12 protein-coding genes and 2 pseudogenes are annotated in these 12315 nt (G+C 59.0%); 9 read left to right on the top strand and 5 right to left on the bottom strand.

From position 1 onward, the window contains the following. Window positions 1-128 precede the first annotated feature (128 nt). Window positions 129-698, bottom strand: coding sequence for a TetR/AcrR family transcriptional regulator (locus tag ML_RS01585; protein WP_172591898.1), 570 nt, complete (start codon window positions 696-698; stop codon window positions 129-131). Between the two features lie 127 nt (window positions 699-825). Between ML_RS01585 and ML_RS01580 the strand changes: the two genes are divergently transcribed. Further along, window positions 826-1740 (top strand): SDR family NAD(P)-dependent oxidoreductase, encoded by a 915-nt coding sequence (locus ML_RS01580; RefSeq protein ID WP_010907667.1) that lies wholly within the window; start codon window positions 826-828, stop codon window positions 1738-1740. Between the two features lie 549 nt (window positions 1741-2289). Here the strand turns inward: ML_RS01580 and ML_RS01575 are convergent. Beyond that, window positions 2290-2496 (bottom strand): benzoate/H(+) symporter BenE family transporter, encoded by a 207-nt coding sequence (locus ML_RS01575; RefSeq protein ID WP_269147083.1) that lies wholly within the window; start codon window positions 2494-2496, stop codon window positions 2290-2292. Window positions 2497-2541: 45 nt separating this feature from the next. Further along, a complete protein-coding gene (locus ML_RS14780) occupies window positions 2542-2811 on the bottom strand; it encodes a hypothetical protein (RefSeq protein WP_231846677.1) in 270 nt (89 codons plus the stop codon). Between the two features lie 758 nt (window positions 2812-3569). On the opposite strand from ML_RS14780, the gene ML_RS01565 reads away from it, so the two are divergent. From ML_RS01565 to ML_RS01530, 8 genes and pseudogenes are all read left to right on the top strand, one after another. Next, window positions 3570-4667 carry an alpha/beta hydrolase gene (locus ML_RS01565; RefSeq protein WP_049769636.1) on the top strand — a complete coding sequence of 366 codons (1098 nt, stop codon included), beginning with the start codon at window positions 3570-3572 and terminating at the stop codon, window positions 4665-4667. Between the two features lie 92 nt (window positions 4668-4759). Continuing rightward, a pseudogene (locus tag ML_RS01560) lies at window positions 4760-5342 on the top strand (SDR family NAD(P)-dependent oxidoreductase); the annotation flags it as partial. A gap of 610 nt (window positions 5343-5952) precedes the next feature. Next, on the top strand, window positions 5953-6138 hold the full coding sequence (locus tag ML_RS01555) for a hypothetical protein (RefSeq protein ID WP_111480958.1): 186 nt from the start codon (window positions 5953-5955) through the stop codon (window positions 6136-6138). A 230-nt stretch (window positions 6139-6368) separates the two neighbouring features. Further along, window positions 6369-6572, top strand: coding sequence for a hypothetical protein (locus ML_RS01550; RefSeq protein WP_111480957.1), 204 nt, complete (start codon window positions 6369-6371; stop codon window positions 6570-6572). Between the two features lie 62 nt (window positions 6573-6634). Beyond that, on the top strand, window positions 6635-6724 hold the full coding sequence (locus tag ML_RS18395; RefSeq protein WP_414085545.1) for a hypothetical protein: 90 nt from the start codon (window positions 6635-6637) through the stop codon (window positions 6722-6724). Between the two features lie 37 nt (window positions 6725-6761). After that, the gene (locus tag ML_RS01540) at window positions 6762-7493 is read left to right on the top strand and encodes a phosphatidylserine decarboxylase (protein WP_010907665.1); all 732 of its coding nucleotides are present in this window, start codon (window positions 6762-6764) and stop codon (window positions 7491-7493) included. Continuing rightward, window positions 7490-8392 carry a CDP-diacylglycerol--serine O-phosphatidyltransferase gene (gene pssA / locus ML_RS01535; RefSeq protein WP_010907664.1) on the top strand — a complete coding sequence of 301 codons (903 nt, stop codon included), beginning with the start codon at window positions 7490-7492 and terminating at the stop codon, window positions 8390-8392. Before ML_RS01540 ends, pssA begins: the two co-directional genes overlap by 4 nt. Before the next feature lie 23 nt (window positions 8393-8415). Beyond that, window positions 8416-10257: pseudogene (locus ML_RS01530) on the top strand (AAA family ATPase); the annotation flags it as partial. Window positions 10258-10276: 19 nt separating this feature from the next. Here ML_RS01530 and ML_RS01525 read toward each other — a convergent pair. Beyond that, the gene (locus ML_RS01525) at window positions 10277-10981 is read right to left on the bottom strand and encodes a class I SAM-dependent methyltransferase (RefSeq protein ID WP_010907663.1); all 705 of its coding nucleotides are present in this window, start codon (window positions 10979-10981) and stop codon (window positions 10277-10279) included. Between the two features lie 713 nt (window positions 10982-11694). Continuing rightward, entirely contained in the window at window positions 11695-11820 is a 126-nt protein-coding gene (locus ML_RS17185) for a hypothetical protein (RefSeq protein WP_269147053.1), read from the bottom strand. Between the last annotated feature and the right edge of the window lie 495 nt (window positions 11821-12315).

Here is a 12315-nt window from a genome sequence, read left to right as displayed (position 1 = left end):
GCAGTGCCCGCGACGGACGACCACAGCTTGCTGGCTGGGTCTCACCGTCCCGACCTGGCACTCGCTGATCGCGAGTGCCAGGATCATTTTTAGCACTCCCCTAAGGCGAGTGCAAGAACACCCTGGGGCTATCGCGCCGCGCGCAAACCATCGACAACGACATCGGTCACCCGCTCAGCCAATGCCGAGTTGTACGCTTCCATCGCTTGGCATCCGACCAGGATCGATTTGACCTCGCGGACGCCGACGTCAGTGCGCGCGGTGCCCGCATATTGCGCCGCGTACAGCAGGTCACTGAGTATAGTCAAAAACGCATCCTCGGCGTCGGGCGCGACGCCGAGGATGTCGATACCACCGGCGCCGGCCAGCGCATCAACCAGTCCGCGGTCGGTAGCGCCCCAGTGCAACACGAGCGAGCGCAGATAGGTGAACAGCGCCTCACCCGGCCCGGCAGACTTCAACAGCACATACCCGTCGTCTACGAGGTGAGGCATGCGGTCCCCGATGACCGCCGCACACAGCGCCTCCTTCGTCGGAAAATGCCGGTATACAGTGCCAGCTCCGACACCCGCGCGTCGGGCAATTTCGTCAATCGGCACCGACAAGCCCTCGGTCGCGAAAGCTTCGTAAGCAACACCCAGTATTCGGGCACGGTTTCGCGCCGCGTCGGCACGCAGCGGCCGTGCGGGTTGCGCCATCTGAACACTCAATCCTGATCTAGGAACGGACATTGCACAGCGGGGCTAGCGTTCCGTATGGTTTCACAATCAACCAATCAACCGGAGCGTTCGCCCCGCTTACTGTAACAAGCTTGAGGAGCTATTCATGGCCAAGTGGACCACCGCGGACATTCCCGACCAGACGGGTCGTGTCGCCGTCATTACCGGCGCCAACACCGGCCTCGGCTATCAGACCGCGCTGGCACTCGCCGAGCATGGTGCCCATGTGGTGTTGGCGGTGCGCAATCTCGACAAGGGCAAGGACGCTGCCGCACGCATCACGGCCACTAGCGCACAGAACAACGTTGCGCTGCAAGAGCTCGACTTAGCGTCGTTGGAGTCTGTGCGCGCCGCAGCAAAGCAACTACGGTCCGACTACGACCACATCGACTTGCTGATCAACAACGCCGGGGTGATGTGGACACCGAAGTCGACCACCAAGGACGGTTTCGAGTTGCAGTTCGGCACCAACCACTTAGGTCACTTTGCCTTCACCGGCTTGCTGCTGGATCGGCTGCTGCCGATCGTCGGTTCGCGGGTGATAACTGTCAGCAGCCTCAGTCACCGCCTGTTCGCTGACATTCATTTCAACGATCTGCAGTGGGAATGCAACTACAACCGGGTCGCCGCCTATGGGCAATCCAAGCTAGCCAACCTACTGTTCACTTACGAACTGCAGCGACGACTGGCCACCCGACAAACGACGATCGCTGTGGCCGCCCATCCCGGTGGCTCACGCACCGAACTGACCAGGACTCTGCCCGCGCTGATTGCGCCCATTTTTTCGGTGGCCGAACTGTTCCTCACCCAGGATGCAGCAACCGGCGCACTACCGACCCTGCGGGCTGCCACCGATGCGGCAGTGCTCGGCGGGCAGTATTTCGGACCAGACGGGTTCGCAGAAATACGGGGCCACCCCAAAGTTGTGGCGTCCAACGGCAAGTCCCACGACGTTGACCGGCAGCTCCGGCTGTGGGCGGTCTCCGAAGAACTCACCGGGGTGGTCTATCCGGTCGGCTGATCGACAAAATGAGCCAGACTGACCAGCACTCAAATTAGATTTTAGATTATTTTAAATTTTAGATTGGAGTGACCGGTACCTCATCTATGCGTCTATGCGCAGTCCCGCCACGCCAATGGATGAGCCCGATGCCACCCCCCTGGCTTATAGTGTGCCTACCTGCCGTCCGACCGTAAATAATAACGCTCGAACCTCTACTTGGCCAATCATCAGAACACCGGCGGCGACTATGAGCCTGTACCGAATAGAACCGTACCACACCACTTTCACCGCACTATCGCGGAGATCCTCTTCGTGTTGTTCGGAATAATGAAGTTCTTACTACGGCCACGAATGGCAGAACACGAACCAAGGCGACTTTGCTCAACATTTTGCACGGCCGGGATTCACTGTCTCTGCAGCAAGGCTGATCTGCCTCCATCTTGATGCTCACTCCCGACATTATTTCTCAAGGCCTACGTCGAGGACCTCGACGAGTACTAACGGCGACGAGCATGGCCAACACTGCTAGCACCAGCTAGACGAAGGCCGAAGGTTGTCGCGGCCGGCCTATCGCCGCTCCGGATCACGATGCACTTCGTGAGAGGCCGGAACAGCCGCGCTGACGGCAGCCAGGTTGATCGCGTGCCCGCCGAATAATAAAGTGCCGAACCCGGTGACCGTCATTGCTTCCCGCCAAGGAACTCGGGTAGCCGCAGGAGCCACACAACCACAACTAAGCACAACGCCGGGTACGTTCTGGTCCGCCATCGTGATGATGTAGAGAAGACGTATGAGGGGTAACTCGACGACGACCGCTGCCTAACTCAGCCGCGGGACGTCCAGTTCAGGTGCGAAAGCAACGGTCCCGAAATGCCCGAGCGGTGGGTGAACACAACCGTGCTCAGCGTAACCACGAAAGTCGACGGCACCGCCCACCGTTGCGCGAACCTGGTGAACACTAGCCAGGTCAACAGGATCGGCGCCACCTGCAACGGGTGTGCGGCCAGGCCGCAGAGCGGGGGACAGACACAGCTGTAGCACAACGCCGGCAAGCAAGAACGTTCCGACCACGGCCGACCAACCGGCCATCCACCGCACAGGCGCCAACCAGTACTGCGGCGCCAGGTGCCGACCATGCGATGGTGAGCGTTAGCCGGTACCGCAGGCTCAGCCACAACGTCCGGAACCAAACTAATGGCACCAAACCAAGCCACGGCATGCACCGCGAACCCCAGTCGGTTGCAGTCACGTCGGCCTACAAGCGAGAATAATAACAATACTTTGAGTCAACAACGTCCAGGCAATGAGCATCTATGCAAGTAGCGCGACGACCGTGATGACGGCCGCTGACCCCGTTTGCGGAAGCGCAGTAGATCGCCAACGACACCGATTAGTCGAGCAAGCCGCCGCAGTCTAATCAATCGGTAACTACGCCGCAGTCCACGGCCGACAATTCGTTCCCAGCGCCCAGAACGGACCTGGCACACAGCCACTTCCACGTGGCAGTCGGCGTAAGCGACCCGAAATCAAGTCCCGCCCACCATGGCACAAATTATGTAATTTGATAGATTTTAATTATTAACTGTTAGCGAACGGGTATTGGACGGCTGGTATTGTTTGCCGGCATCGTGTCGCTGACACGCTGGATTCGTGCCTGGGAGGGAATTGTTGCGGTGTATCTCACAGGAGCTGGCATTCGTACGCAAAGCTAGTGCCGGTTGCGCAGGCATCAGTGGCGAATTTGCCTGTCCTAATTTTTTATTTTGGGGGAGATTCCAATGAAAAGCTGGAGGTTTTGCAGCTTTGTCACACCCCTTACCGGACCATCAAGACGTCGAAAGTAGAGCATGACTACGCTCAGTAAACTATCTGGCTCTCCCAGGGTTACTACGCGTCCGTGCGATGCACTGAAGGCCTACAGACGTGGGGCACGAGGATTGGCCATCAGCGCCGGAGCTCCGGTCGAGATTGTCGAGTCTGGCCCAAGTATTGCTGCGCGATTAGCTTCGCTGACGTCACGGCTGACAATCCGGCCAATTCTGGCGGTCGGCAGCTACGTCCCGCAGCTTCCATGGCCATTCGGGTTGATCGACCATGCTGCTCGTGTGCTACTCCCGGTCACAAACGCGGCTCGGGCCGAAGTGAACTTATCTAACACGTCAGCGCAGCTGGTCCGCGCAGCTGGAGTGCGGCCCGCTGATGGCAGCGGGCGGATAGTTCTTTACCTGCATGGTGGAGCGTTTCTGGGGTGTGGGGCGAACTCGCACCGTCGACTTGTCGAGACACTCTCGAAGTTGGCTGACTCCCCAATTCTGGTGGTCAACTACCGGCTGCTGCCTAAGCACTCAATCGGGATGGCACTCGATGACTGTCACGATGGCTACCAGTGGCTGCGACGGTTGGGTTACGACCCAGAGCAGATAGTGTTGGCGGGCGATTCCGCCGGTGGGTACCTTGCACTGGCACTTGCCCAGCGACTCCAGGACGTGGGTGAGGAACCAGCGGCGTTGGTGGCAATTTCACCACTGCTGCAGTTGGCTAAAAAGGGTAAGCAGGCGCACCCCAACGCCAAGACTGACGCAATGTTCCCGCCGAAGGCGTTCGATGCTCTTGGCAGGTTGGTTGCTAGCTCAGCCGCGAAGAACAAAGTCGACGACAAGCCCGAAGAGCTCTACGAACCGCTAGACCACATAGCACCGGGTCTGCCACGAACACTGATTCACGTGTCCGGATCCGAGGTGTTGCTACACGACGCACAGTTAGCCGCGACGAAACTGGCGGCCGTAGGTGTGCCGGCCGAGATCCGCGTGTGGCCAGGACAGGTGCACGTATTCCAGGCCGCCGCGCCGATGGTGCCCGAAGCCACCCTGTCGCTGCGCCAGATCAGCCAGTACATCCGAGAGGCTACTGCCTCTAAAGCCTCTAGAGACAGGCAAAGCCTCTAGAGACAGGCCTGATATGGGATGGTGCTGGCCGCCGTCCCCGTTATCCGTTCAGCAACCCTGCAACACCCTATTCTGATGATTATGTTGTAGCTATGGCCCTAGACGCCCAGTCCCGCAAATGGTCAAAGGCCCATACACCAGATTAAAGCGGCTGCTTCGTTGTCGTCACCGACGCCAATACGGACACCGGATACTACACAACCTGCATGTTCGGTCGATCGCGGGGTGCACGTAGTGCTAGCGCTGCGCGATCTCGCAGAGGGCAACGCCACGCTGGCACGCATGGTTCCCGCCTGTCAGCACGACGACGTCACACTGCAGGAACTCGAACCTGGGCCGCTCACTGGACTTAGTGCGGGTCACCGCGGATGTACTGTGCACCACCTACCCACGCATCGACTTGCTGATCAACAACGCCGGGGTGATGATGGCCACCAAAGCATGTCGCAGCGGACGGTTTCGAAATGCAGTTCAGCACCAAATCATCTTGGTCATTTCACGCTAACCCGACTGGTGTTCGACCGGTTACTGCCGGTGCACGATTCGCGGATAGTGACCGTGAGCAGCCTCAGTCACCGACAGCAGGCCGAGATCCACTTCGACGATCTGCAGTGGGAATGCCACTACAACCGGATCGCCGCCTATGGGCAGTCCAAGCTGGCCAACCTGCTGTTCAACTAACAGCTGCAACGCTGGCTCTGACCCGTCTCCAAGGAATTCACCGGCGTCACCTATTCGATCCAAAGCTCGATCCGCGCACCTCATTGCCGGGCCAATGATGACCGATTACGGTCAATTAAAGATTGTCAGTGGTTCCGTAGCGGACATTATGATCTGTGCCCGTCCGGCGGTCGTGGTTCCGTTGATCGAGACCTTGAGACAGAACCTGACCGCAGGTGTGGTCGCGCAGCTTTCGCTGCTGGTTTTCGACAATTCGGCGATGGATGGCGCTATGCGGTACGCACCGAGGACACTTCAACGTACAAAATCAGAACACCCGGTACTGCTGCCGGTCCTTTTCTTCCGGACACACCGATCAATTGACGTTGCAGCCCGGTAACGCACATTGGATCATGACCAGAGCGCCGATACCCGGCGGAGGCAACGGCCATGTGCCGGTCGAAAACATCGACAGCGGGCGACAATCGGTGTCGATTCAGCAAGGACCGCCCGGATCGGCAAACACATTCGACCGGCGAGCGAAAACGTTGCCTCGGCAGTACCGTGCTTTGAGCAGGTCAACTGATGACACCGACCGTGCTTGGTTTGGCCGCAGCGCGTAAGTATGACCAAACTCAACGTGATCTCGCAACAACGGGTACTGGTGATCTCCAACGGGTCCAAGCTGGTTTCGCCGGACACCCCACTACAACCGGGACAGATCTATGAATCGAACGCGATCATGCTGGCCGGGGCCGTTCGCGACGCTGGCCCGACACGTAATAGTCGCCACCGTCACCACCCGAAATAACATCGTGTATTTCAACACGATCCTGGACTACTACGCTCGCACTGAAAAACAAGATTGACCTGATCATCACCAGCGGAGGAGTCGGCACTGGCGTCTAAACAGTCGTCGAAGACATGTTAAGCGGAGACGGCTACCTAGGCGCGTAACACTAAAGCCAAAACCATCGAGCCGAACAAAACCACACAGTCGAATTTCGTCAAGGTAACGATGCAGCCGGGCATCGGCCCCGGGTGCTTGGTGCACCGATCGTCACGCTGCCGGGCAACGCGATCAGCGCACTGGTGTCTTTTGAGGTATTAATCCGTACCGCGCTTACGCCTGGGTATGCGCCTACCGAATCCGCAGCCACCGCACCAGCCCACGGTGCTTACCGAGGCGGTAAATTCACCATGCAGCAATTCCGACGTGAGCTGTTCCATCCCGCCGACTATTAGGTTAAACGGAGTCGACACCGCTCACCAGTTACGGCCCACCAGCGCACCACCACTTGCCATGACTGGCATCGGCCAACGGTCTGCTGAACAGACCAAAGAACGTTGTGGAGGTGTCAACCGGGACTCAACTGCAAGTCTGGGATCTCAGGTAACTACGGCCGAGCAATGCTGACTCCGTAAGATGACCGAGTGGCAAGACGCCCCCGCGCCGAATCCTCGAAGGAAGGCCCTGCGCATCTACTGGAGTTGGTGCGTTCCGCCGTTCCGCCGGTTCACTCTGCTGGACACCCGTTTATCTCCGCTGGCCTGGCAGTGACCTCGGCCGGGGCAGTGGGACAAGTCGTCACCGGACGTGATTTGCGCTGGCTACGCCGGGTGGGATTGCTGGCTGCCAGTGCCTGTGCAGTGTTCTTCCGTCACCCCTCGCGGGTGCCACCCACCCGCGCCGGTGTCGTCGTCGCCCCCGCCGACGGCATGATCTGCGTAATCGACTCTGCCACGCCACCCGCCGAACTCAGCATGGGCAACATGTCGCTGCCGAGAGTCAGCATCTTCCTGTCGCTATTGGACGTGCACGTGCAGCGTGCCCCGATAAGCGGCGAGGTGATCGCCGTGCAATACCAGCCAGGCCGCTTTGGAGCAGCCGATCTGGCCCCGGCTAGCACCGAAAACGAACGCACCAGCGTACGAATCCGCACAGCCGGCGGTACTGAGGTGGTAGTGGTGCAGATCGCAGGCCTGCTGGCCCGCCGAATCGTGTGCTACGCGCACATCGGCGACAAGCTGACGATCGGTGACACATACGGACTGATCCGGTTTGGCTCCCGGCTGGACACTTATCTGCCACCAGGTACCGAGCCGGTCGTCCAGGTGGGACAGCGGGCAGTCGCCGGCGAGACCGTGCTGGCCGACCTGACATGACTAGCAGGCCCCGGAGCAGGCGAGCAGTAAACCTGCAGATCCTGCCCAGCTCGATGACGGTACTTTCTATCTGCGCGGGGTTGACCTCCATCAGGTTCGCCCTGGAGCACCAGCCGAAGGCTGCGATCGCATTAATCGCTGCGGCCGCCATCCTCGACGGACTGGATGGCCGGGTTGCCCGTATCCTGGGCGCTGAGTCGCGGATGGGCGAAGAAATCGACTCGCTAGCCGATGCAGTGAACTTCGGAGTGGCGCCGGCGGTGGTGCTCTACGCGACAATGTTGTCCACAACGCCCGTCGGTTGGGTAGCGGTGCTGCTTTACCCGGTGTGTGTCGTGTTGCGGTTGGCGAGGTTCAACGCTCTGCTTGACGACGGGACCCAGCCCGCCTACACGCGCGAATTCTTCGTCGGGATGCCGGCTCCGGCGGGTGCAGTTTCAGTGATCGGTTTGCTCGCCCTGAAGTTGCAGTTCGGTGCTGGCTGGTGGACATCTACCTGGTTCCTTTGCATCTGGGTGACGGGGACGTCGATGCTGTTGATCAGTCGAATCCCGATGAAAAAGATGCACACCGTGTCCGTGCCGCCTCACTACGCAGCCGTATTCGTGGCGATGCTGGCGATCTTCGCGGCGGCTGTAGTGCTGGCCCCGTACCTGTTGATCTGGGTTATCATCCTCACCTACCTATGCCACATCCCGTTCGCGATTCACAACCAGCGCTGGCTTGCCGCGCACCCCGAGGCGTGGGATGACAAATTCAAGCAGCAGCACGACGCACGGCGCGCGGCGCGCCGTGCGTGTCCGAACCGCCACGCGGTTCCGCGGCTTGGATTGCTTAAGCCAGGCAGCCGATCGATGGTGCGGTCGGGGCTGCGGAAACCGGGACGGCGGTTTATATAATCTGACCTGGTTTAGCGTTGTAGGATTCGACCCCGCAACTTACGCTCAACACCTCCGCCGGCGACTCCCACCGCGGCGTCATCATTTACACACGAACGCCGTTGCTGCCCTTGCCATACTAGAATGGGATGCGGTATCAGGTAGTGAGTACTTGACCACGGCGGTGTTGTCCGGCTAAGGCAGTTAAGTAGGCACCGTATTGTTCGGCAAGGTGTACGCTATCGAACGTCGAGCTGCGCGAACGCACTGCGGTGATCGTCAGCGCGCTCACCGTTTACGAGGCCCGATCGGTTCATCCGGTCACTCTGTGCCAGTCTTGCTGGGCAAAGTGACGACCGTCGGGGACGCAGTGCCATTGCTGCCCAGCGACCTGAGCCCAGGTACATCAACGTCAGCCAACGTCCGCGCACTGGCATCGGAGGTCAGCATAAGCTAGATCCCTAATCTGCTCACCGTCACCGGTGTGGATCCCGACGAACCGGTCAGCGTGCAGCCGAACCCACTAGTAACTTGGGGTGCCAATGTCCCGTAGAGCGCTGGAGCAGCGGTTGCGAGCCCAGCAATCGGAGTCGACGATCTCTCAAGAGCGGGCAGGTGCAGGTCAGCAAGATCACCGAATGGCTCAAGCTTGCCCCCGACGAACCGCACATGCTGAACCGTCGGCGGGACTGGGTATGCTGGTGTCGAGTCAGACCGGTATCGGCAAAGCGACACTGATCTGTGCGGTGTGCGTCCGCCGCAGGCTGATTGAGCTCGATGGTCCGGAGGTCAGCACGCTGATCGCCGAACACCGACTCAAACCGTAGCCTGCGCGGTGACTGAAGTGCGTGACGGTGGCGGCGTACAGCTCACCACTGATGTCTACGCACTGCTGCCGGCCAGTCGCTAGCTAGTCGCTCCCCGCATCCTCGCCGACCTGTGCACTGCGGTGACCGACCGGCATTGTGGCGTTGATTGCCACCTCAGCGCATCCGACCAGCTCAATACGGCTGTTGAGCGACCCTGAGCTGTGTGACCGCGAGCTGAGTTGGGTGATGCCCAGTGCCTCCAACCGCAGAGCACTCCGGAGACACCGCTGCATTCGGCGCCCGTCGGCGATCGCAATCTCGACGAGACTCCTGGTACACAAAGCGGCGCGGCGGGCTGGGTAGCAAGCCAGCACCGACGGACCACCACTCCAACTGAACCAAGCCCGACCTGGCCAGGGTGCTCAGGACAATCCCGGCCACTGTCGCGCTCAGCCAACCATGAGCTAGCGGTTAGAAGCGTAACGCTCAACTAGGTCGGTGCATGGCCTATGCCAAACACAGGCACTGACCGAAGCAGTGCTGTGGTCATTGCAGCATCCCGACAACTTCATCAGGCTGGGCGTCGACCCGCCACACGAGGTGCTGCTGTACAGTCCGCCGGACTGCGGCAAAATTTTTGTGGTCCGCCCGCGTTAGCCAGCACCGGGCAGTTGAGCGTGCACGCCGTCACAGGCTCGGAGCTGATGGACAAGTGGGTCAGCAGCTCGAAAAAACGGTCGGGGAATTGTTCCGGCGGGCCCGCGACTCTGCACCGTCGTTGATGTTCCTCGATGAGATCGACGCTTTGGCGCCCCAATACCGCAGCAGCTCACAAAATCCTGTGTACCGCCAGGAAATCTCTATACCGCTGAGCACCGACGGCGACCTCGCCGATGTTACCACCGAACTCGACGACTACCGTGCCGCCGACTATGTGGACTGCTGCGGGAGACCGCGATCATCGCGATGCGGCGTTGCATTGACGCTACCAATGTGACGGTGCCCAACTTGGCGGCAGCTCGCAAAACCCGCGCGTTCTCGCTGGACACCAACCAAGTCTCGAAGCTGCGGACGTTCGCAAAGGCCCCCTCCGGGCCTAACCGATCACCCCGTCAAGGCGAGAACAGACGAGCATTTGGTTGCCACCCGCTTGGAATTCGTAGTCAACGGCGACAACTTCGCCGTGAACCCCGTCGGCGCGCAGCCTGGCCAGCAGGTCGTCGAGGTCGTATCGGATCGACCCCATCACCACCAGCGGGAAAATTCTTAACTCTATTCGGGTGACACGCATGAGTTCGTTGATGGCTTGGTAGTGAAAATCCGGCGAGAGTCGGTCGGCGTAGGTGAAGAGCAAGTGCGAGCTAAGTACAAGGTCAAAAGCATGGGTGGAAAACGGCAGGCGAGGCAGTGCGGCTTCCACATAGTTACTCGGGTTAGCACAGTAATCATGAAGGAATAGTCGACCTGCCCGGCTTCGTGACTGATGGTGATGCTCCGGACTGCTGAAGAAGGTCCACCGATACTCGTCAGGATGGGCGCGGACGTAAGCGTTTCCACGGTCGGTTTCGGCTTGGATAAACGACGCTAGGTCTGCGACCGAAAGGTTACGACCATAAAAAGGGTCAACGGCCATCGAACGACCACCGGCCGCGTTAATTTCAGCCGTGGCGCTGGATGCACCACCGGGACAGTCCAAAATCGTGGCGTTCAGATCCATGGCAGACAACGCGAACATCGCCCGGTATTCGTCGAAACCCCGCGAAGTTATCACGACCTTACCGATCCCACTGTCGGAAATCATCTTAGCCAACTAGGCACCACCGAAGTGAACAGCGGGCTCATAAGCACTTTTGATCAAGCCTACCACCATCAGCAGTACTCCATTTCAGCGGGATCACGGCAGATCACCTTTGACTTTGACGCACCGACAAATTTTACCGTTAATTCCACCATGCCGTGGGTTGACACGGCCACCGTGTCTTACTGCACAACCGACTGGGTCTACTCACCGCATTTACTACTCAATCTAAAACTACTACACCTTGAACGAAGACACTAAGAACAATGAATCATGCATCGAAACTGCAGTTTATTCTAATCTTTTTGGCGTGTCGTGTACGTGGTTTAAGCATCTCAGTCATCAATCCTAATGTCTTGAGGTTGAGCGCTTGTGTTGTTCACGTTCGTGCTTTGAAGTCGATACGCAATGGAAATTGTCGACCGACGTTACCGGTTTCGGCGAAATGTATTTTCCAGATCCACGTTTCACTGCGTACATGCAGATTTATGCCTAACGGAACCTTTATGCAACCAGTCAGCACAACCGGTTGCCTATTCAGACAACCGAAATTCGACCGTCACAGTGACGGAGTCCACTACCTCTTGAACGCATTGAGACAGTGCGCCGCCGAAAGTACAGCGTAGCGGTCAGCCGGACTCATCGGGAACCGAGGCACCAAAAGCTTAGAGCCACTGACCAGTGTCGCAATGGGTAAAGTACTTAAGTAGCACATATCAGCCTGGCAGTGCCGCGCCACAGGCGGCGATGACCCATTCGAATAACACCATCACCTGGTCTTCGATGTTGCGGAGCTGCGCGCCGGTGCCCGGGTAACCCGTCTCGTCGGTCCGGCACCGCAACCCGTAAAAGCCCCTGTGTGAGATCCGTGCATTCGGTTATCTTGGCCAACACGCCGACTTCACACCGTGTTTCACCGCCATAGACCTCATTGCCACAGGAAGTCAGCACCACACCGAACTATCGTAACCAGCCCTGTCGATTCTCACGTCCCAAATTCCACCGATCCTCGCTGCATGACCACACCAAAACCAAGCCCAAAATCAACAACACCCCAGCCAACGCGACGACACCTGGCCTAGTTAATCGGATGGTGCTGACTGGGCGGGGCTGACCACTACGTCCAGATCACAACAGATCGACCAGCAGGCCGCTCATGAAATCACCTTCCAGAAGGCCACGATTGCGTGTATATAGTGCCCCGTAGTGGAACACCGCTGACCCTATGTATTTACCGCCCGTCCTAGGCTTCCCATAGCTTACGTCGAGCTAGACTACCTGCCACCCCCGGCAGCCGCAGCGCGCTGGTCTCAACTTTAGCATCGACGTATTCGTCG

Source organism: Mycobacterium leprae TN (assembly GCF_000195855.1).
Classification (GTDB): Bacteria; Actinomycetota; Actinomycetes; order Mycobacteriales; family Mycobacteriaceae; genus Mycobacterium; species Mycobacterium leprae.
The sequence above is the reverse complement of the archived record's forward strand: the minus strand, read 5'-3'. Positions and strand labels throughout refer to the sequence as shown.

What these genes read in the sequence shown, in the direction of transcription:
- ML_RS01585 (WP_172591898.1), bottom strand. Translation starts at nt 698, where the DNA reads ATGGCGCAACCCGCACGGCCGCTGCGTGCCGACGCGGCGCGAAACCGT.
- pssA (WP_010907664.1), top strand. Translation starts at nt 7,490, where the DNA reads ATGACTAGCAGGCCCCGGAGCAGGCGAGCAGTAAACCTGCAGATCCTG.
- ML_RS01565 (WP_049769636.1), top strand. Translation starts at nt 3,570, where the DNA reads ATGACTACGCTCAGTAAACTATCTGGCTCTCCCAGGGTTACTACGCGT.
- ML_RS01580 (WP_010907667.1), top strand. Translation starts at nt 826, where the DNA reads ATGGCCAAGTGGACCACCGCGGACATTCCCGACCAGACGGGTCGTGTC.
- ML_RS01525 (WP_010907663.1), bottom strand. Translation starts at nt 10,981, where the DNA reads ATGATTTCCGACAGTGGGATCGGTAAGGTCGTGATAACTTCGCGGGGT.
- ML_RS01555 (WP_111480958.1), top strand. Translation starts at nt 5,953, where the DNA reads ATGACCAAACTCAACGTGATCTCGCAACAACGGGTACTGGTGATCTCC.
- ML_RS14780 (WP_231846677.1), bottom strand. Translation starts at nt 2,811, where the DNA reads ATGGCCGGTTGGTCGGCCGTGGTCGGAACGTTCTTGCTTGCCGGCGTT.